Origin of the sequence: Catenovulum maritimum, assembly GCF_001050375.1 — a bacterium.
In the GTDB taxonomy this organism is placed as follows: domain Bacteria; phylum Pseudomonadota; class Gammaproteobacteria; order Enterobacterales; family Alteromonadaceae; genus Catenovulum; species Catenovulum maritimum.
On record NZ_KQ130507.1, the window covers coordinates 24,659 to 47,175 of the forward strand.

The 22,517-nt window shown below is 36.4% G+C and carries 16 protein-coding genes; 1 reads left to right on the forward strand and 15 read right to left on the reverse strand.

The genetic code is table 11. The features are described 5' to 3' along the window. Positions 1-91: 91 nt before the first annotated feature. On the forward strand, positions 92-1,315 hold the full coding sequence (locus XM47_RS17050; protein WP_048695258.1) for an EAL and HDOD domain-containing protein: 1,224 nt from the start codon (positions 92-94) through the stop codon (positions 1,313-1,315). A gap of 323 nt (positions 1,316-1,638) precedes the next feature. On the opposite strand, the gene XM47_RS17055 is transcribed toward XM47_RS17050, so the two are convergent. The 15 genes from XM47_RS17055 to XM47_RS17125 all read right to left on the reverse strand — a co-directional run. Next, positions 1,639-3,747, reverse strand: coding sequence for a YjbH domain-containing protein (locus XM47_RS17055; RefSeq protein WP_048695261.1), 2,109 nt, complete (start codon positions 3,745-3,747; stop codon positions 1,639-1,641). Positions 3,748-3,851: 104 nt separating this feature from the next. Beyond that, positions 3,852-4,892: a hypothetical protein gene (locus XM47_RS17060; protein ID WP_048695264.1), complete on the reverse strand. Its 1,041-nt coding sequence runs from the start codon at positions 4,890-4,892 to the stop codon at positions 3,852-3,854. 162 nt (positions 4,893-5,054) lie between these two features. Then, a complete protein-coding gene (locus XM47_RS17065) occupies positions 5,055-5,381 on the reverse strand; it encodes a ComEA family DNA-binding protein (protein ID WP_053084603.1) in 327 nt (108 codons plus the stop codon). 54 nt (positions 5,382-5,435) lie between these two features. Beyond that, positions 5,436-6,818, reverse strand: coding sequence for a tetratricopeptide repeat protein (locus tag XM47_RS17070; RefSeq protein WP_048695267.1), 1,383 nt, complete (start codon positions 6,816-6,818; stop codon positions 5,436-5,438). Continuing rightward, the gene (gene nlpI, locus XM47_RS17075; protein ID WP_048695268.1) at positions 6,815-7,666 is read right to left on the reverse strand and encodes a lipoprotein NlpI; all 852 of its coding nucleotides are present in this window, start codon (positions 7,664-7,666) and stop codon (positions 6,815-6,817) included. Before nlpI ends, XM47_RS17070 begins: the two co-directional genes overlap by 4 nt. 89 nt (positions 7,667-7,755) lie before the next feature. Then, positions 7,756-8,565, reverse strand: coding sequence for an adenosylmethionine decarboxylase (gene speD, locus XM47_RS17080; protein WP_048695271.1), 810 nt, complete (start codon positions 8,563-8,565; stop codon positions 7,756-7,758). Positions 8,566-8,708: 143 nt separating this feature from the next. Further along, the gene (locus XM47_RS17085) at positions 8,709-9,047 is read right to left on the reverse strand and encodes a DUF3802 family protein (RefSeq protein WP_048695274.1); all 339 of its coding nucleotides are present in this window, start codon (positions 9,045-9,047) and stop codon (positions 8,709-8,711) included. A 155-nt stretch (positions 9,048-9,202) separates the two neighbouring features. Continuing rightward, on the reverse strand, positions 9,203-10,345 hold the full coding sequence (locus tag XM47_RS17090) for a MalY/PatB family protein (RefSeq protein ID WP_048695277.1): 1,143 nt from the start codon (positions 10,343-10,345) through the stop codon (positions 9,203-9,205). Between the two features lie 19 nt (positions 10,346-10,364). Then, positions 10,365-12,314, reverse strand: coding sequence for a bifunctional diguanylate cyclase/phosphodiesterase (locus XM47_RS17095; RefSeq protein WP_048695280.1), 1,950 nt, complete (start codon positions 12,312-12,314; stop codon positions 10,365-10,367). Positions 12,315-12,361: 47 nt separating this feature from the next. After that, entirely contained in the window at positions 12,362-13,054 is a 693-nt protein-coding gene (locus XM47_RS17100; RefSeq protein ID WP_078061955.1) for a transglutaminase-like cysteine peptidase, read from the reverse strand. A 102-nt stretch (positions 13,055-13,156) separates the two neighbouring features. After that, positions 13,157-14,173 (reverse strand): OmpA family protein, encoded by a 1,017-nt coding sequence (locus tag XM47_RS17105; protein WP_048695283.1) that lies wholly within the window; start codon positions 14,171-14,173, stop codon positions 13,157-13,159. After that, positions 14,166-15,494, reverse strand: coding sequence for a TolC family outer membrane protein (locus XM47_RS17110; RefSeq protein WP_048695288.1), 1,329 nt, complete (start codon positions 15,492-15,494; stop codon positions 14,166-14,168). The genes XM47_RS17105 and XM47_RS17110 overlap by 8 nt, the downstream gene beginning before the upstream one ends. A gap of 24 nt (positions 15,495-15,518) precedes the next feature. Further along, entirely contained in the window at positions 15,519-16,883 is a 1,365-nt protein-coding gene (locus XM47_RS17115) for an HlyD family type I secretion periplasmic adaptor subunit (RefSeq protein ID WP_048695291.1), read from the reverse strand. A gap of 19 nt (positions 16,884-16,902) precedes the next feature. Beyond that, positions 16,903-19,056: a type I secretion system permease/ATPase gene (locus XM47_RS17120; RefSeq protein WP_048695293.1), complete on the reverse strand. Its 2,154-nt coding sequence runs from the start codon at positions 19,054-19,056 to the stop codon at positions 16,903-16,905. Positions 19,057-19,186: 130 nt separating this feature from the next. Next, positions 19,187-22,517 (reverse strand): immunoglobulin-like domain-containing protein (locus XM47_RS17125; RefSeq protein ID WP_149865548.1); only part of this gene is annotated, 3,331 nt, incomplete at its 5' end.

The window sequence follows — 22,517 nt, forward strand, 5'->3', positions numbered from 1 at the left end:
CTTTTGTGTCAGCACAATTTAATATGGAAACAGATATCAATTAACTTAAACAGTTAAATGATTGATTAAAGATTTGAGATTGGAAGAATAGATGTTTTTTTACGCCGCTCGACAGCCTATATTTACAAGAACTAAAGAACTTTTCGCATATGAATTGTTGTTTCGAGACAGTTTAGAGAATGTTTTTCCTAACATAGATGGTGATGAAGCAACTGCAAAATTAATTGAAGCGAGTCAATTTAATTTAGGTTTAGGAGACTTTACTGATAAGCACCTTGCTTTTATTAATTTTTCCGATGAACTATTAATTAAAAAATACCCAACTTTAATGCCGACCGATCAGCTTGTCGTGGAAATACTCGAAACGGCTCGCCCAACAAAATCCTTATTAGCTGCGGTAAAAGAGCTAAAAGAACTCGGTTACACAATTGCGCTTGATGATTATGTCCATAACCCTGTTTGGCTGCATTTTTTCCCTTACATAGATATCATCAAAGTAGATTTTAAAGAAAGCAATGATGAGGAAATAAAAAATATAATCAAAGTTGCTAGTAAATACCCAATAAAATTACTCGCTGAGAAAGTCGAAACCTATGAAGAATTTAACCATGCGTTAGATAGTGGTTTTTCATACTTCCAAGGCTATTTCTTTAGTGAACCAGAGGTAATGCAAAGTAAAGCGCTGGCCCCATCTCAGATGAGTTTAGCTGAGCTTTTATATGAATCGTCCAAATCTGAAATGGATTTAGAGTCGATAATAAAAATCTTTGAGCGAGATGTTACCCTATCCTTTAAATTACTTAGGTATGCCAACTCTGCTGCTTTCAAGCGTCGAGGCGATATTGAAACAATCAAGCAGGGCTTAGTTGTGTTGGGCCAAGCAGAATTGAAAAAATTTCTTGCAGTGTTGTTTACAGCTCAAGTAAATACATCAAAGCCAATCGAATTAATCCGCTTATCTATGAGCCGAGCTAACTTTTGTGAATCAATTGCAAATTCGCATGGTCGACTAAGAGACCCTTCTACCGCGTTTTTAACCGGTATGATGTCCGTGATTGATGCAATCTTAGATGAACCAATTGAAAGCATAATGGAAAAGCTACCACTCGCAGAAGAAATTAAAAATGCGCTAATGGGTAAACCCGGCGTGCTGTTTGATTACCTAAGCCTGATTCAGCATTATGAAAAAGCTGAATGGGATGAAGCTAACAAGATAATGCAAACTCACGAGCTTAATGCCGAAAAGGTACCAGATTTTTATCACAAGTCGATACAGTGGGCAAATGAACACGCTGGCGAAGTATCTGGTGAATAGCTAGAAGCCATTATCCACCACGAGACGGATTAAATAAAAAAGCCACTTCACATCATGTGAAGTGGCTTTTTTATTAACCTTAACTCGGGATAAGAAATTAGCTAACCCCATTAAGTTATTGGTATTATTAATTTTTTATTTCTTGAAAGGTATTTTTTCTTAGAACAAGGCGAATTTGCGTACGTAATAGTTAGCTATTACTAGCGAATTCAACGCAGTTATCCGGAAAAAGGCCCTCAAGAAAGCAAGTTGTCATCTCGAATTGAGGTTTATTACACTCAATTCAGTGATTCCAGATTAGACTGAAATCACTGTAACCAGAGCTATTTTAGATATTGCTGATAAACATCTTTCAATCTATCTTGGTTTCTATCCAAATAAGCTTGCCCAGATCTATGGTTATTAAAATATAAATTCGCAATATTTTGATTTGCCATATAAGCCGTATCAGCCGTACCTGGTGTTAATCTATTATGATCTTTACCAATCAGAGTCGTTACGCCATAAACAAATTTATTAGCGCCTCGCACTGTTATATATTTCTTATTAAATTCTTTTCTAGGTGTCAGCGGTACAGAGAAAGATAAACCAATAAATTCATTATTGATGCCATCTGCAGTATCTGTATTTTTATACCTTAGCCTAACGGTTGTATCGCCAAAATGGCGCTCTAACTCAGCACTAAACCCAGTATCAGCCTGCCAATATTTACCAGCATCAAATCTCATTAATAAGTCTAGCTTAGGCACATAGTGCTTATATGAGACTATACCGATATTTTTATCCGGTATCTCAATTCGATTGGCTTCAATTAAATCACGACAAAATTGGAAAAATTCATTACAGCTAACAATAGAAGGAGCTGTACCGCCAAAAGTATAGCGTCCTAATAACACCTCAACCCTGTGCTTGCCATCTAATGACGCCCAATAACTTTCATTTTTCACAAAGTTATAGTCATGTCTAAATTTACCTAAGGTTGTCATATTAAAAATATTAGCTGGCAGCTTAAAGGTTTGGCTCAAGCTCAGTTCAGATAAACCACTTGCTTGCTTATATTTTTCATATACTTCACCGTCTTTAAAATCTTTGGTTTCGTAAAATTGATTCACTTGTTTTAAATTAACCGAGGCACCTTTCCACAGATCAAACTGAATTTGAGTGCTTAGTGCAACCGATGCATCAAATACGCCGAATTCAGTCCCCATGGTCGTTGACAGATCTGGAGATAAAGTCACTCTAGGCTTAAATAAAACTGAATTTTCATTTTTTTCTCCAACCCAAGTGACTAAATTTTTGTCTGTTAGTGATTCTGTGTGGACTATCACGCCAGAATTAGCCGCACCTTGTAAAAAGGCCTTATAGTTGTCTAAAGTACCCTGATAAGCTTCTGTTACAATGCCATTTTCAGTAAAGTCTAGATTGTATTCAAGCTTGCTAATTGAGACTGTATCGCTCAATAAGCCGAGAACATAACCTAATGAATCCAGTCTATTGCGGCCAAAAGTTGACAGGTTCGATAAACTAACAAATAACTTAGCATTGCCGCTATAACCAACTGAAACATCCTCAAAGCCAAATTCAACTAACCTAGCTTTAGCTTGAGACAATTGATCAAACAATTCATTTTCTGCTTGAGGCGCTAGACTGGAAAAAGTGACAGTTTGCTGCTCAACTTCCTTAAATTCAGAGTGGACAGAGCTGAGGTTGTGAGTCACCGAGCTCGATAAAGGAATAGAAAAGCCTAAACCATAATATAAATTATCGGTTAAATCATCATTACTAGAAGTTAATAATATAGAACCATTAAATTGAGCTTTGTGATTTAACCAATCTAGTGGCGTCGCAAAACTGACACCTAAATTATAGTCAACCGCATCATACTCAGCTTGAAGTTGCAACCACTCCGTTGGTTGATAGCGAACAGAAGCGAAACCACCATCCATTCGACCGAGTGCAGAGTCGCTATGGCTAATGCCGGCAGAGATAGAAAGCTGTTCTTGTAAAAAGCTTTTAGTCAGTACGGCGTAATCTGTTCCATAATTATTAGCAGCACCGCCCAAATCTTGGCTGCCAATAGCTAAACTAAACCAGTCTTTAGGAATAAAAGACATTTTCAATTTAACATTCGCAGATAAATCAGATCCATACCCTAAATCTTTCGAGTAGGTTGCATTTCGACCGCTCACTTCTAAAAAGTCATACAAACCAGCAGAAAAGGTAAAACTATGAAAATCATTATATTTACCTAATCTTTCCACTTGTTTTGAATATAAAAAATTAAAAGTCCCTGTTTGTAAGGTATTAGCAGAGGGTGTATTAATTGCCCCTGTAATCCCTTGGTAATTAATAAATTCATCGACGGCATGCGCAGCGTTAGTGCTGGATATGCCAAGTATAATAGCGAGAGGCAGTAAAGGTATTCTATTCATTATCTGTTTAAGTCTTAAGAAAATTCAGGCGAAAAAATTGGCTAACAATAAAAATAAAAAAGCCCGCAATCAGCGGGCTTTTAAAAGGAAACTAAAAAGTAACCTTAGTTAGTACCACCAGTTGTACCTGTAGTACCAGTTGAACCTGTTGCAGTAATGTCATCAACGCTTACATTTACGCCCGTTTTTACGATAGCATCTTTAACTTTTTCTTGGATAGCAGCCCCATCTGGTACAGTTACGTTAGTTGCACCCACTGTTGTTGCGATTGTTGCAACAGCCGCAGAAACTTTAGTAAAAGCAGTAGCAATGCTAGAAGTATCAACGCTTACTTTACCGTCAGTTCCAACCACTGGTGATAAAGTTGTAGCAACGCCAGTTGAAACATTTTTAATTGCTGTTGCTAGCGTTGTTGTTGAATCTTTAGTAACACCAAATGAAGCATTTATAGCTGTTAATTTTTTAGTAATAGCATCCGAACTTGATGACGCGTCTAATGAGGCTGTTGTGACTTTAGCATCAAATAAAGATGTTCCAGCATCAGTTAATTCATTATCAGCTAAACCTAATAATGCCGCTACTGAATCTGAAGCAGATGCTGCGCTGTCCTTAAAATCAGCTTCAGTTGTAATACCACCACCTAAACTTTTAAGTGTATCTGTCGCAATTGTCGATAGTACATTAACAGGAGCTGATACTGTTGGTGTATCTTGCTTCACAAAAGTAATTGTTTTTAGTTCAATATCTTTAACATCATCAGCTACACAACCATCATAATCACAGGTTTGAGTTGTGTTCGCATCCGCTAAAACACGTACAATAACAGCTTTATCTGCCTCTATAGAAACATCTAGTGAGTATAAACCATTAACATCTGTACCATCAGCTTTATAGGCTAAAGTGCCCGCTGGATTATTCGTACCAAAAGCAGCTACAGCAGCAGTTTCACATGCAGTACCAACTTCACAAGCAACAACAGTCGCTTTTTCTAATGCGCCTTTTGATGCTGTACCATCAATAGTAACTACATCTAATGGTGCCGCTGTGAAAACAGAATCTCCATCGCCAATAAAGTTACAACCAGTTAAAGATAACGAACCTGCTAAAGCTAGGGTTAATGCTGTTTGCTTAAATGTGAATTTCATTTTCAGCTTCCTTGTAAATTGATAAATATGTAGGATGTTCTTGAATTTAGTGAGATTTAAAATCACTTGGACACATTTTGCAAGTGTCTTTTTTGTGACGGCTCTGCCACTTATCAGAATTACCTACATTCTACTGCTTATTTGGTAAACTGCAACACTGATTTATTCAGCGGCAACAAAGTTTTGTTTGAGTTTTTTTAGGGTAGATTTGCCAATCCCTTTAACTTTAGCCAGCTCCTCCATGCTTTGAATTTTCCCCTTTAGCTTTATATATTCGAGTATAGCTTTTGCCTTAGATTTGCCAATTCCTTTAACTTTGCTTAGCGTTTTTAAATCAACATCATTAATATTTAACTTATTAATATCCATTGATTTTTTAGTGGTTTCTTTTATTTTTCCTGACAGAGAACTAACATCAGCCGCGATTAAACTTGGTTGAAAAGCAACAGATGCTAAACCTAATAGAGAAGCCATAATATATCGTTTCATAATTAATTCCTTTTTCCATTGAGTTGAATAATTCCTAAATAAAACTAGTTTGCTTCACTCACTTGTGCCATTGAAATGCATCATTTCTTTATACATTTTTGGAATGTACTCAGCATAATTTTGCATAAAGGTTTTATTTATAAGGGGTTTAACTGCAATGACATCATTAATTAAGTTACAGGTATCCGCTTGATAAAAGCCTACACCTTGATCAATTTTGTTTTCCGCTAATATTTTCAGGCGAAATCCTTCATCTTTTGTGATCCAGTCCTCAACCTCAACAATATGTTCAATCCAAGCGACGTTTTCGCTTAACTCGCTAATCAAGCTAGATTTAGTTGAAAACTTAATTTTAGGATTTACTAAAAGGATATTTGGGGCTGCTTGTTTAAAAGCTTGATTTTCTGGTATGTAACATCGAGATTCAGCTTTTTCTTGCGTCAGCTCATATTCATCTTCAAACTCAAACCAATGGCTCATTTCATGCTGTAACAAACTTAAATTGAAATTGGGTAGTAAGCTTATTGTGTTCTGGTACCTATATGCCCTTGGGGTATCTCTAACTAAAATCCAGTACTGATTAATTTGCTTTGTTTGCTCTATTTTTTGAAAAATTTGAGAGTCTATCGACCAGTGTAATTTCAAAGGACAATCAAACCAGCGTTCAATTTGTAGATTAGCTAAACTTTGCTTAATTTTATTCTTACTTGGAGTTAACTGATTTGGGTGAGTGACAACTAAGTTTAACTGTATTTGGCAAGACTCAGGTTTAGCAGCTGCGGTATTCTCCATCTGCTTATGTGAATTTCTAAAATAGTTTAAGTAATTCGCATATATTGGTTTTAATTTATTTGTATTCTCTACATCTTGTTGAGCTGCACTTTCAATTACAGATAACCACTCGCTTAACGGCTTATGTAATTTAATGGCTAGTTGCACAAATTCTGTGGCGTAGATATTTTGTTCCACCGCCACTGCCTGCTTTAACTTATTGTAAGCCTGTTCAGGTTTATTTTGCTGTAAATAAATATTCGCTAATTGAGCGAAGGCTTTGGCATTATCCAGCGTGTTTAAAACTTGAATCGCTTGCTCATAATATGCTTGCTGTAAATACCAGTTTATTAAAGCCTCTTTGGCGGCTAAATTCCCTAAATTAGAAAGCTGAATTAAAAAAGGTTTAGATGCCTTAACTGTTTCGGCTTGCCGCCAAAAATTAACTCGATTAAGTTCTGTCAACCATAACTGCTTATTTTGATAGGATAAAGTCTCAAAATAGTGTTCAACTTTAGAGGGAACCTCAACCGTTTTAGTTACCGAGTTGAACTGAACTGAATCTAGATGGGTTTGGGATACAAAGCTTTGGTATAAATAAGTCGTGGTGACATAAACCACGACAAAAATGGCTATAAAAACACCCAGTGTTTTGTATCTAATCATTCTTTATTTAATTGCGCCAACTCAAGCTTTGCATATTTATATTCAACAAACTCATACACTTGTGTGCTAATGGCGGCTGTAAAATAAAACCTAGCTTTCGCTATTTGATTTTGCTGTTGTAAATATTTTGCTATGTAAAAATAAGCTTCACAAAGCCTTTCATTATACTGGTTTATATCTTTATTATTTAGAGCTGCACTTTCAATTAATTTCTCAGGTGTGATTTTATGTTGAAATAATTGAACCAACAAACGAGTCCAATTATCCGTTATCTGGTCTGATTTTTGATTCAGAAATGTAAGGCTTTCTTCCTCCGTTTGATTTGCTAATTTAGCAAAATAGAGCCAAATCAATCTGTAGCCATCTTCAGAGTTAAAACCGTAAAATTGTTTAAAATCTATCAGAGCTAAATCTGCTCTATCATTATAAAATAGAGCTAGGGCTCGATTAAAATAAGCAAATTCATGCTTATCATCCAGTTCAATAACAGTATCAAACGCATTGTAAGCTTGTTCATACTCTTGCTGATTAACATAATATACGCCTAGCAAATTATAAGCTTCTACAAAATCAGGTTTGAGTTTGATCGTTTTTAATAAATCAAAAAAAGCGAGATGAAATAAACCGACTTGTTGGTATAACAAACCTCGTCTAAACAAAATCTCTGCAGTTTGTTCTTGTGTTAACTCTCTTTTCAACAATATGGTAGAAAAGCGCTTTATGGCTAACTGTTTTTCAGCATGATCAATTTTATAGTTTGCTAATGGAAAGTCTTCAAACTTAGCTCTATGATGCTGGCTGCAACCAACTACGAAAACACACAATAATATAGGTAATAATTTTAGCATTTGGATGCCTTATTCATGAGGATAAACACAAGTGCATTTGATATCAGTTTAATCCTAACTAAGCTATGAGCGATTAACAAACCTTATCTTTAAGGTTTCGGTAAATTTCTACCATAAAAAATTTCTTCAATTTCTCTTTTAAGGAGAAAACTCGCTTCATCTTGATCTAAAGCTTCAAGAGCTTGAGATCCAGAACCGAATAAATATCGTTGAATATCAAAATCTTTAAACAGCATTTTGGTATGGAAAATATTCTCTTGATATACGTTTACATCAATCATTTTATATAAAGCGTGAATATCCTCAGACATAAAGTTTTGGATTGAATCAATCGCATGGTCTATGTAATGCTTTTCGCCATTCACATCTCGAGTAAAACCTCTTACACGGTAATCAAGTGTAACGACATCTGGATCAAAAGAATGAATTAAAAAATTTAACGCTTTTAATGGTGAAATAAGACCACAGGTCGACACTTCTATGTCAGCTCGAAAAGTACTTATGCCGTTATGAGGGTGACTTTCTGGGTAGGTATGGACACAAATATGGCTTTTATCCAAATGCGATACAAGTGAATCTCTGAGTGGATTCTGCTCTTCATTCAAGCTTGTTTGAGCAGAAGTTAAAGATCGTTCTTCATTAATTAAAATTGTGACGCTTGCCCCTTGTGGATCATAATCCTGCCTTGCAATATTAAGTACATTTGCGCCTATCATTTCAACAACCTTTTTTAATATATCAGTTAAGCGGTCAGCATTGTAATGCTCGTCTATATATTCAAGGTATTCACTTCGATGTTGCGCAGAAAGAGCGAAGCTAATGTCATAGATAGAAAAACTTAAACTTTTAGTTAAGTTATTAAAACCATGTAACTTTAGTTTTTTAGGCGGATTACTCAAGCTAGTTAGCCCTTATAAAGGTTATTATTACGGAGTAGTAGGCGTAATTTTTCAAGATATTAAAGCTTAACTAAGTAAGTTAAGCTTTAATAAGGTTGTAGAGTTTTATTCTAGCGAAAAAGAGGATATTAGCGCAATCGCTGTTATTTGATAAAGGCGGAATCAAATAAGTTTTTAATTAAACCTGAAAACTCTATGATGAAAGCTTCTTGTTCAGAAGTCGCTTTTTGTTCTAATCTGCGAGACAAAAACTCTTCTAAATCTGTCACTATAGCATCTGTCTCTCTTACAACATCGAGTCTAGTATCTTGATCTAAACTGGCATGTTGGCCAAAAAATGCCATGATCTTTTCAGCTATATGCTCTTCAATTAAATCACGTACGGTTAAATTAGTTTCTTCACCTGAAGGCTGCTCAAACATATCAAGATTTTCGGTGAAAAATGAAATCAATTCAATGTAGGATTGTGATTCTGTAACCATGTGTACCTATACCTCAGGACAAAATATATCTAATTTTTAATTAAAATAGATGAATAAATAATTTATTAAGCTCTAAGATAACTTGAGCTTAATAAATTGTAGCGAAATTCAAAATATTAACAAGTAGTTAACCTAATAAACCTAGGTTACTAAGATTATAACGCTGCGGCTGCAACTTTAATTCGCTCTACAGCTTGCTTAAGTTGTTCAAGTGAACAAGCAAAATTAATTCGAGCAAACCTTTCTTCACCAAAATCTCGGCCTGGAGATGGCCCAACACCTGCATCTTCAAAGAATTTTTGCACATCTTCAACAGGTAAATCAGTACAATCAATCCAAGCTAAAAATGTAGCATCTGCTTTAACTAGTGACATGCCTTCAATTTGATTAATTTCAGCAGCTAAATAATCTCGATTTTGCTTAAGATATTTAAGTAAGTCTTGATGCCACTCATGCCCTTGCGTAAATGCGGCTTCTGTAGCGACTAAACCTAGCACCTGTACCCAAGGCACAATTCCCATAGCGGCATTTCTAAATTGCATTCTAATTCGACTATCTGGAATGATAGCAAAAGACGCACCTAAACCAGCTATATTAAAGGTTTTACTTGGCGCCATTAAGCTAATTGCTCGGCCAGCGATTTCAGGCAATGCCGGTGCTGGAATATGTTTCACTCCAGGTTCTAGAATTAGATCACAATGAATTTCATCCGAGCACAAAATCACATTATGGCGTAAACAAATCTCAGCAACTGATTTTAATTCACTTTCTGTCATCACTGAGCCGCATGGGTTCATTGGGTTACACATAATGAAAAGCTTAGCTTTAGGATCTGAGGCTTGCTTTTCTAATTCGACTAAATCAAGTTCCCAACGCTCACCCACTAACACACTCGGTATATCAACTTTTTCACAGTGGTTTAATGAAGGCGCCTTTAATAGAGGTGGATAATTAGGTACTTGTATTAAAATTTTATCTCCAGCTTCACAATATGCTTTACAGGCAACATTAAAAGCAGGTACAACACCAGGAGTCCAAACAATCCAGTCTGGCAAAATATGCCAATCATGTTGTTTCAACACCCAATCACATACTGATTTATTTAAAGATTCATAGGGTAATGTATAGCCTAAAATACCATGTTTGGTTCTTTCAATAATCGCATCAGTAACAGCTTGTGGTGGGCAGAATTCAGCATCAGCGACCCACATTGGAATGATGTCTTTATCACCATATTTATCCCATTTAAAAGAATGAGTTGGTTTACGGTTTATTACGCGATCAAAATCTTGTGACATGGTATTTCCTGATATAAATTTAACTTTTTACCGAAACTGAAAAGGCTTCGGGTTTGTATATATAACCTTGATAAGCATCAAAATGATACTCTTTTAATACTTGTAGTTGTTCTTCGTTTTCTACTCTCGTTGCAATAACGGCAACATCCAAGTTATGTATAGTCGTACACAATGAGCCAACGAAATAAGCATCATTTTTATTACTCAATGCCATTTGTGTATATGCGTGATCTATTTTAACGTAATTTGGATGAATAGACTGCAAATAACTTAAAGAAGAAAAATTACGCCCAACTCTATCAACCCCAAACTCTATCCCTAGTTGGCGCAATGCTGCGCATAAAGGCTCAATTTTTTCCAAATTATAAATCACACTTTCTTCACTGAACTCAAAACATATCTTGCTAACATCCTGTGTACTTGTCTTTAATTTATTGATTAACCATTCGATAAAATCATCACTTTTCAAGGCACTTGCGGTTAAATTAACTGCATAGGTATTTTCAGGTTCTGTTTTCATATGAGCCAAAATAAGCTCAACGACTTTTTTATCAAATGCTTTACCGAGTTCAAATTCATCTAATACTGAAATAAATGAAGCAGCATTCATAGGACCTGCATCTTGGATGAGTAATTGAGCAAATGCTTCAAAATGCATTGGCTGTTTATCATTATCAAAGTTAAACACAGGTTGACGGGCAAAACCTAAACTAGAGTTGTTAATTGCAGATAAAACCATTTGTTTTAAATCTGTTTTCTGAATTGTCTGCTCTGAACTCTCTGTTTGCTGGACAATCTCGAAAGCTTTCAACTCATTTCTAGAAGTTTGTAATGCAGTATCAACCATAGACAATAGCTGTGACACTTCAGCATTTTGTTGGATCAACACAGCACCTATATTACATATGTGGCTGGTGTAGAAGTTAGATTGGTAATTAGGTGATAATATGACTTGGTTCAATTGTTTTAATTGTGATTCTAACTTCTCTCTATCGACACCGTTAACAATAATGGCAAACTCATTAGCCGATAACCTAGTGGTAACATGTCCGTTGTCAGGGTTAAATGTATTTTGCATAAATTGACTCGCCATTTTAACTAGCTCGTCACGTTTATTAAAACCATCATTTTTTTTGACTTCATCTAAGCCTAATAACTCTAGCATTATCAAAGCGCCATTATGCTGCTCGTCAAGCCAAGCTTTAAATTGACGATTAAAGAAAGCTCGATTACCTAAGCCAGTAGTCGCATCTTGGAAGGCTTGATGTTTGAGTTTTTCATGTAACCTAGCCTCTTCAGAAAACTGCTCTTTGAGCTTGTCAGTCATTCTGTTGATTGCGTCTGTTACCGATCTCAACTCGCGTGTAGCCGGTAACTCTAACGCTTCGCCAAAGTTACGTTCTTGTATTTGTTCTGCTTTAATCCGAATACGTTCTAGTGGTCGGAGCAACATGTTAATACCGGCAGCGGTAAAAAATATCACAATGATAGATAAACCAAAGATCCAGCTCGACATAGCAACAAAAGCATCCCACAACTGTTTATAAGCAAAGCCTGGGTGGCCTTTTATTGTCAACTCGCCTGCTTGCATCCAACCTGATGTGATAGTCGTCGAAACTTGTGGCACTTTAAGTAATTCAAGATCAACAAACCACTTAGGAACACCTTTGATGTAAATAGGTAACTGTTTGTTTATCACTTTTCCTGAAGATAGTAAGGTTAATTCTATCTGCTCATAAAAACCACCGTCAAAATAGGCATTTAGAGTCGACTCAATCAAGACTTCATCTTCTTCTGCTAAATGGGGGCTGAGCGCCATACTCAAAGACGTTGATGTATTGTTTAAATCCGATTCTAATTGATTAGCTAGGTAGTTTCGGGTGGAATCAAACTCCAACCATAACACGCCAACTAAGTTGATAGAAAAACAAACTACTATCAAGGCTAACATTTGTCTAAATAAGGTCATATTTATTGCCTATTTTTATGATACTTTTTAACCTGAGTTCAGGTTCATTACTGTTTAAATTCTGATAACTGGTATCTTTTACTCAAGTCTTTCCAATTATCCAATCGTTCTGAGCTGCCAACCAGTTCACCCTTACCTTTTTGTTTGTTCAACCAGAGTTGCTGACCATTAAATGAAAATATTGGTACTAAATCTCGCCTTTTATGTGCAGGCTTAATTTCACCATCTAAGTTATCTAAGATTAAAGGAACTGATTTAGCATTTGGGTAGTACGCCAAAACCATATGAAATTGATTTAACTTAACAGCCTTAACATAAGTCAGCTTTAATTTTTCAATTGGGACACCTAATTCAAGCAATGTAAAATATTTAGCCACGCTGAAATCTTCACAATCCCCCGCTTTGTGGCCTATAAATTCTAACGGCGTCGCCCAGTAATCTTCTTTATTCCACTGTTTCTGATCCGACACAAAATCAAATAAGTTAAAAAATCGGTTTACTTTTTCTAACTTAACTTGGTCTGATTGCTGCTGGTTATTTTCAATAATTGAGCGCCATGCTTTTGCTCTTTTTAAAGCAAGCTCTCCATAGTTTCTATCAACATATTGATATAATTTGTCTAAATTAAGCTGTTCACTCGCAAAAGAAGTTAGGATTAAAGCACTAAAAATAAACCCAAAAAGCAAGTGATAGAAGTAATGATGAGTAGGATGATAAATAAAATGAGATAGACGGCGCATCTTAATTAGATGCTCGACTTAGAACAATAAAAAGGAAGACAGGCAGAAGCATGAAAAAATTCAAATTGGCTGAGAATTACACTAACTATAGCCAATTTAAAATTACCAGCCACTGTTTTCTAGAAACTCCTGTTGATCAGCTTCAACTTCAGTTTCTTCCATAATATAAATATGCCAGCGTTTAGCTGCCTCAGCGACGACTGCTTTAGCAAATAATTCAACTCTACCATCATCATTTGATACTTCTTGTTGAACTTCAACCGTTTTAAGCGCAGTTAAGTTCACTTCGATTCTTCGATTAAGCTCATGAGCCGAGTCTGTGTTTTCTAGACTGAGTGGGGCAGATTCGCCAAATCCCAATGTTTGAATATAGTCACCAGATATTGCATATTTTTTTTCTAGCAAATTAGCTAACGAAACCGCTCGCTTATGGCTTAGGTTCTGATTGTATTCTTCTTTTCCTTCCAAGGAGGTATGGCCGATAATTTGAATACTTTGAATATTCTCTTGCTTGAATTTAGCGACAAAGTCTCTAATTTCATCTGTATATTTAGGGTCTATTTCACTGCTATCGTGTTTATAATGAATAACAAGCTCAACTGTTTCTGGGATTTTAATCCCTTCTTTGATGACGTCTCTGACGACAGATAAGCTATTGTCTCTTTGTACTTCAATTTTAACCACTTTATTTGCATGCTCAGTTTCAAGCAAACGAATCAGTTCTTTAGCTCGTAGCTCAAAAATAGGGTTATCTAACAGCTTACTTTTTATTTTAAGATGCCATTGATAGCCTGAGTTTAAATTATTTAAAAATGCATCTAAAGACGCTTGTTCTGCAGCCTCTAAAGAAACTTCAGTGTAAGGATAATAGAGTTTTAATTCTTGCAATTTTTCATTTTCTTCAATAATCGGGCAGCCCCAATTATTAACTAGCCAGCCTTTTTCTGTATTTTGACATTCTTCTCTTGCTTGAATAACACCATCTTTGTCTAAGTCTGCTAATTGAGCATAACTTGCATCTGAAATTGGTTGCCATGTGGCATTGCGCTCTTCTAGATTTAATAAGCTACAAGCATTGAGAAAGATAACAAACGAGATAACAAGCGTTAATTTAGTCATTAGAGCTTCCCCAATATTCTTTAGGATTAATTTCTAATGCATCTAACAATCTTCCCATAGAATTTAAAACTCTATATTTAGCCAATATATAATTTGTTTCCGCGCTCACGAATGATTTTCTTGCTTCAAACAGCTCATTTTCAGTATCCAGCAAATCTAAAAGTGTTCGTCTGCCTAAATCAAATTGTTTCTTATACGCTTGCTGGGTAATATAACTTTGTTCAACATGAATTTTTAAAAATTCTAATTGCCTTTTTAGCGACACCATACCATTCCAAGCAAGTTTAGCGCCTTCCAGTACGTCTCTTTCAGCCTGACTTTTAATACCTTTAGCTTGTTCGATTTGATATGCGGCAGCATGTTCGTTGTGCTTATCTTGGCCACCTCTAAATAAGTTATATGTCATGACAATGTCAGCTCGAGTTTCTTCAATTAGAGCTGTTGAGTTTCCACGGTCATCAATCTTATTTTTTGAGATTTCTAGTGTTACTTTAGGATAATAGCCACTTTTCGCAGCTTCAAGCTGGGCTAATGTTGCTTTAATATCTGCATTTGCCACTGCAATGGTAGGGTGTTTACGTCTCGATTGATTCAATGTTTCAGCTAAAGAGAAAGGAATTTTACTTTGATTAACAACAGGCAAAACAAGATCTTTTGGCGCTTCACCTATTATATTAATGTATTGTGCATGGATGTCAGCAAGATTGTTTTCTCCCGCAATTACGTTTGCTTGCGCTCTAGCGAGTCGACCTGTCGCTTGAGATAAATCAGAGCTGGAACCTAAACCGCTTTCAGCCCGCATTTTTATTTGCTCAAAAATTTCTTTATGCGACGCTAGGTTTTTCTCTGCTAATTTAGCTAAGGTGTCTTCTCTTAGCACAGACAAGTAAACAGTAATGGCATCAAGTGCTTTATTTTCGGCACTCGCTTGTAACCCATAGTACTCAGATAACATTTCTGATTCAGTTCGCTTTATCTCTTGCGAAGTAAAGAAGCCATCAAATAATAATTGTTGTAGGCTCAGTGTATATTCTTTAGGTCGGGTGTCTTCCCTTGCTATGCCCGCTCGAGTTTCTGCGGTATTTTGATCCCCTTTACCAATTGAAGCTCTTAAATCAATTGTCGGATACCACAAACCTTTGCTCGATTTGTGTTGATGATAAGCACTACGATATAAACCATAAGCAGTTTGCAGCTCTGGATTAGAATTAAACGCAAATGCAACCGCTTCTTCTACTGATTTAGAAAAAACTTTATTTGAAAAAGTAAAAGCTATAATAAAAATGAAACTAGAAATTTTATAGCGGGTGGTTGCCTTCATTTATATCTCTTATAATTAGCGTGGTTATCTTTCACGCAGTGCTGTTTGCTTAGCTCTTAAAATTGGCTTCAGCATATAATCTAATACTGTTTTCTTACCGGTTAATACATCAACACTAGCTGTCATACCAGGTATTATTGGTAAAGGGTTATTTAAAGCATCGTAATAACTATCTTCAGTTCTAACCCGAATCAAATAATAACTATCTTCGTTTTCATCAATAATAGTATCGGCACTTATGTGCTCTACTGTACCTTTTAAACCGCCATAGATAGCAAAATCATATGCGGTTAATTTTATGACTGCATCTAAGTTAGGCCTTAAGAAGCCGATATCTTTAGGTAAAATTTTGGCTTCTACGAGTAAGCTTTCAGCCATAGGAACAATTTCAATTAAATCCATTCCTGGCTGAATAACACCGCCTATGGTATTTATTTTAATCGTTTTAATTGTCCCTTTTACAGGAGAATATACCACGGTTCTTGTTAGTTTATCTTGTAAGGATACCAGAGCTTCATCTAATGATGCTAGTGCTGATTGAGAGTCGGATAAATCTTGTTGAATTTCAGACCTAAATTTCAGGCTAACTTCTCTTCTTTTATCTTTACTTTCTCTAATCTCAGCCTGGATTTTAGGTATAAGTAATTTATTACTGGCGAGCTCTCCTTTCACATCATTCGCGGTTCTCTCTAGCTTAATGAGCTCCACTTCAGATACGACCCCTCTATTTGCAAGAGGGCGAGTTAAATCTAATTCTTTTCGAACTAATAAATAACTTCTTTCCGCGTGTACTATTTTAGATTCAAGCTCGGTTAATTCTTGCTCTTTTTGGGTTACCTGTTGCTCTATAATTGCAATTTGGTTTTCTAAATTACGAATTCGTTCTGAGAATACAGCTTTCTGTCTATCTATTAATTCAGGATTTATGTTCTTAATTTTACTAAAATCTAACGGTATTGGTTGGATGCTGATTTCTATACCGCTTTCACTTTCATCTATTCGAATACTTGCAAGTTCAGCTTCAAAGCGAACAATATCTGCTTTTAAGCTATCCGCTTGGCTGTTTTGTTCACGATATTCAGATAAAAATCGAGTTTCATCTATGCTTAATAGTTTGTCACCTATTTCAACCACATCTCCTTCTCTGACAACGACTTCTTTTAAAATACCACCTTCAAGGTTCTGTATTATCTGTACCTGTTGTGATGGAATTACTTTACCTAAACCAACAGTCACTTCATCAACTTTAGCAAATGCCATCCATATGATAGCGCAGGTCACAAACGCGGTGACTAAATACACAGCGGTTTTAATACGCTTCGGACTTGAGCTTAGTACTGCTGCATTTAAGTCGTTTATATATGCAGATTCTTTATCTGATATTGCCATTTTTCACTCATTTTAATAATTATTTTGGCGCTTTAATTTGGCCTGATTTTAATTGTTCTAACACCATAGCTTTAGGTCCATCTGCGACGATTTGCCCGCGTTCTAACACGATAATCCGATCGACCATGTCTAACATTGAAAATTTATGTGTTATTAAGACAAAAGTTTTGTCATTAACTAAATTTTTAAGCTGTTGTTTTACTCTATGCTCAGAGTAATTATCCATATTAGAAGTTGGCTCATCTAGTATTAAAACAGGCGGGTTAAATAATAATGCTCTTGCTAAAGCAACGGCCTGACGTTGACCGCCAGATAAAAAAGCACCTCGTTCACCAACTTGCCTATCTAAACCTTCAGGATCGACATCGGTAAAATCGGTTACCCCAGCTAACCTAGCAGCTCGCAATATTCGTTCATCTTCGACATGTGGTACACCTAAGGTGATATTGTCTCGAATCGAACCATAAAACAAATTAATATCCTGCGGGAGACAACCAATTTTTGTTCTTAAATCAGCAGGGCTGATTTGATTAATATCGATACCATCTAAACGAATTGCGCCTTCTGATGGAGGGTAAAAGCCAACAAGCAGCTTTTCTATCGTTGTTTTGCCTGCACCGATTCGGCCAATTATGGCTATTTTTTCTTTAGGTTTAATCTGAAAAGATATATTTTTCAGAACCTTGTGTTCTGTATTTGGGTAATTAAATGAAACTTGGTTAAATTGAATGTCACCATCGTAGTATGGTCGGTGTAAATACTGCTCCAACGACTCATCAGGTAACTTCATAATTTCATCTAGCATTTGTAAAGCTGATTCAGCTTGATTATAACGTGTAGCTAGTAAGGAGACCTGACTATATGGCTGCATCACCCTATTGCCTAACATTACAGCGGCAATTAGTGCCCCCATACTAACTAAACCATCTGAAATTAAAAATACACCAAACACAACAATCAAGACTGAAGATAATTGAGTTACAAACCCTGTCACATTAGAAACCGAAGTGCCCATCTTCCTAATATCTATATTCCAAGTCGCAATATTACCAACTAGTTCTTCCCATTTCTTTTGAAATTGGCTTTCCGCACTGTTTAATTTCAACGTTTCAATGCCCGCTAAAGTTTCAATTAAATGTGCATTCTTCATTGTTGAGTAACGGCCACCCTCTTCTACTATGGCTCGCATTTTTCCTTTCACCCAAAATGAATAGGCCAGCATGATAACAATCGCACCAACAGGAATAATGGCTAATGACCCAGATAGAATAGCTATAGTCACTAAAATTAAGATTGAAAAAGGAATATCAATAAATGCAGCTATTGTTGCTGAAGTGATAAAGTCTCTAATTGAATCAAACTCTTGTATGTTTTTAGCAAATGCTCCAACAGACTGTGGCCGGCTTGACATATTCATCCGCAAAACTTTTTCAAATAAAGTACTAGATAAAATAACATCTGATTTTTTAGCAGCTAAATCCAACAAATGAGCTCGGGCTTGCTTTAATGCAAAGTCGAAACACATGACGATCAGCATACCAATGGCGAGTACCCATAAAGTGTCTATCGCAGAATTAGGAACCACTCTATCATAAACATTCATAACAAATAGCGGAGATGCAATTGCAAATAAATTTATAAAAACTGCGGCAAGAAGTGCATCTTTATATATTGGAAGTGATAACTGTAGCGTACTCCAAAACCAGTGCCCTTGCTTAGTTTTGAGTATTTCTGGCGATCTTGCATCAAACCTGTATCTTTTTTTAACTAGAAAACAGTAGCCTGTATATAATTCTTCAAGCTGGTCTGTGTTAATTTTGTCATGTCCATCTTGTAATTCAGGCCAAGCAACCTCAGTCTCTTTTCCTTGAATTGCAAGTAAAACACAGCTTCTCCCATCGTTTAACGTTAATATGACGGGTAATAGTAGTTCATCAAGCTCAGCTAAAGACTTTTTAATCAGCTTAGCGTCCATACCAGCTCGACTAGCCGCTCTAGGAACCAGTTGTGCTGTTAATTTACCATCAACTAAAGGTAACCCGGCTCCCATAACCTGAGGAGAAAACGGCTTGCCATAAAATTTACTCAGGAATGCTAAACAACTTAATAGTGGATCTTCGTGTTCAACATTTAGTTGTAGTGATTCTTTAATATCTTCTGCATTATCGGACATGAATTTATTATTTCTTTTATCGATTCTAAAAAGGAAAGTCTGTTAAATACGCATAAAAAAGTGACTTAAACCTAGATTTAAGCCACTTCTAATCACTTTATACTAAAACTTGTCTTGTTATAAAGCTAGTCTAATCTGTATGTAATTGATTATCTTCAAGTAGTTTTCTAATCACATCAGCATCACTACCCGTGGTATCTACAGTTAAATCGGTATTTTCAACGACAATTTTAATATCAGCCTTTCCTTTATCACCATTATTTTCGTGGAAATCGCCATCTTTCGAAACAGAAATAACCGTATCACCATCAACTACTTCAAAGTTTAAGTATCTATCAAGATCATCGATAGATTCATCTTCGAGTAAATCAGCTAAATCAATGATATCGCCTTCTTTAGTGATGTCCCCAGCTTGATCTCTTTCTGTCTTCTCAAAGTCGCCTATATAATCAGTGGCTACATCTGGAGTATAGTCAGAATTTGCGAAACCTAAATCCACGTCATCACCGGCCATCCATAAGAAAGTATCGCTGCCAGCGCCACCTTTTAAGTAATCACCATTAAATGAACCAGCAACTAAACCTGAGCTTCCGTGGCTATTCGCGCCACCAATAATGACATCATCGCCTAAACCACCAGTAATTTTATCTGCTCCGAGGCCGCCAATAAATATCCCTCCTGTACTGATATCATATTCAGCAAGCCCTGTTGATTGTGTTTTATCTAAGCCCAAGAAATATTTATAACCAGCAGCTGTTAGCTCCTCTTCACTATAAGTATGATATCCATTTATCCCATCTAAATCTCCGAGATCTTCGTATGCACCAGCTTGTAATACAGAAAAATATGAGAATGCCCTCATGACAGAAATATTGTCGTCACCATCAAAACCATAAAAAACATTTCGATTAACTTCTGGTTGAGAATCCGTAGTTCCATTAATTGTTAATTCCAGTTTGGCTGTAGACGTCGTGCCATTTTCATTCTCAATTACATAAGAAAATATTTCATTTAATGTTTGAGTGTAATCTAAAGAATTAACAGCTTGGAGGCTATTATTTAGAATATAGGTATAGCTGCCGTCACTTTGTAAAAACAGAGACCCATACTCACCTTTTATTTCCTGCCCTACATTTGAAGAGCTCACTTGCTCACCGAAGCCAGCACTTATAACAGGAGCTACAATTAAATTGGATAACGAGTCATTATCCAAAACATTACCAGTCACAGTATTAGCATCTATGTCCTTAGAAAACAGCCCATCTACTTCATTAATAGACGCAAAGTCATCTTTAGCTATTGGCGCTATATCAAACGAAGTAGCCGGGAATTTCGTGACTAAATTTAAAGCCCCAGTAGCCAAATCGCCATCACTGTCTTCTATATTAATACTAAAATTCTCAGCAAGTCGCCATTGCTCGCTATAGTCATCAACTGAATCTTTAAACCAGATGCCACTACTTTCATTAGCATTCGATTGCGCATCTATTGAAATTTTATATTCGTATTCACCAGTAGTGAAATTGAACAAAATTTCAGATCCAGCACTCGAGTAAATTGTTATCTCGTCATCTATTACATTCTCATCATCATACCTGTAGACATTGCCGTCAAATTCAACTGATGTTATTTTTCCTGGTCCGTCTGCACCAAAGTCTAAGACCCCGATATTAGTATTAATATTTCCGGATGAGCTCACCTCAACAGAACTAACAAGAGCTTTGACTAAGTCAATAGCGGCATTGACTGATACAACATTTTCAGCTGGTAAATAATTACCATCTACATCTTTTATCTCTTCTGTTGGCGCACCAATCATGTTCAAATATTGATACGAAGGGTTATTAGTCACACCGACAACTTGAACGTCTATACTATTTTCTTCAACAAAGTTAGCCCAAGTTTGTTGATAAGCATTAATTGCAGCTTGGTTTGACTGCCCTTCATCATTACCACTTGGATTCCCATCTGAAATAAAATAGAGTTTAGTTGGGGCATCTAATGGAGGGTTGTAACCGTCAACAATTGCAGTTAATGGATCATCAAAATCAGTAGCGCCTGAAGCAGAGAGACTATTTAGGATATTGATAGCTGAATCAGATGTTCCCCAAGTATTTTCGGACGCATTGTCAGAAAACGAAACAACCTTAACTTGAATATCTCCCAAGGCAGAGTATTCAGACAACATTTGTTCTACACCATAAATTGCAGCTTCTAGTCTGGAGTCGGTACCAAAACTATTGTCCATAGAGCCTGATACATCTAGTACAATGACGATGTTGTAGGGCTGTGAATCGAACTCTAAGATTTCTGGTTGTATAATTGTTAGTTCTGGTTGGTCATCTTCAATATTAATCAACAAGCGATCTGTAACTTCTCGACCAAATGAATCAGTTAATTTAATATCTACCTCTTCAGTATACTGATCACTTTCTAACTCGTGTTGTACAGGGCTCTCTAGTGTAAACTCGTAGCTTAAAACACCAGAATCATAACCTGTAATTTGAAGTGAGCCATTTTCAGTTTGAATTGCTTGTATTGGTGTTTCAGACAGAGACAGTAAATCATCAATTGATACGCTAGTTCCAGCTATAACGATATTTTCAATTCCAGCTTCTGCATTAAAAGTAACACTGCCTGTTTCAATTTCAGTAGTATTTTCGTCAGTTAATAAACCCGATTCTTCGACTGTGATATCACCAATCTCTACTCCATTATTATCTGCGATAACAATCGTAGGCAGAGCTATAGGTAAAATAGACGTTGAGACTGTAGTTTGCTCAACCACTAGATTTTCAAAGTTACCGCCTGTGGCGCTCGCAATTGAGTTGGTAATGCTGCCTGCATCTACAATCGCATCTTCATCTGCTGCAACGTTAAATTCAATACTGCCTTGGGTTTGACCCGCCGCAATGGTGATGGTTTGTTCATTCGCAAGCGTAATGGTCACGTCCGTATCGGCTGCATTGGTTAAGGTTGCGGTATAGGTAATGGTGCCGCCAGCTTCGGTTAAGCTATCTGTTGCTGACAACCTTAAGTCGGTTGTGTCCACTGTATCCGTAATACGCGTCACGGCTGGTGCATCATTAAATCCAAGGCTAACAAACCCGCCACCAGTTGCATCCGTTATGTTTGCTGAGATAGTGCTTTCATCTAGATAAACATCATCGCTATTGGCAAATTCGACATTCACACTGGCTGAGGTTTCGCCTGCCAATATGGTAATAGTTTCACCATTGGATAAAGTAATGGTGACGTCACTTTCTGGGACCGCTGATAACTCAGCTGTATAAACTATTGTGCCGCCCGCCTCAGTAAGAGAATCCGTTGCAGCAAGCAAGGTTACGGCTTGTGCTATTTCAGTCACTGCTGGCGTTTCGTCTATGATTAAGTTCTCGTAATTACCACCAGAAACATCATTAATACGTGCACTGATTTCACTCACACCATCTAAATCTGCA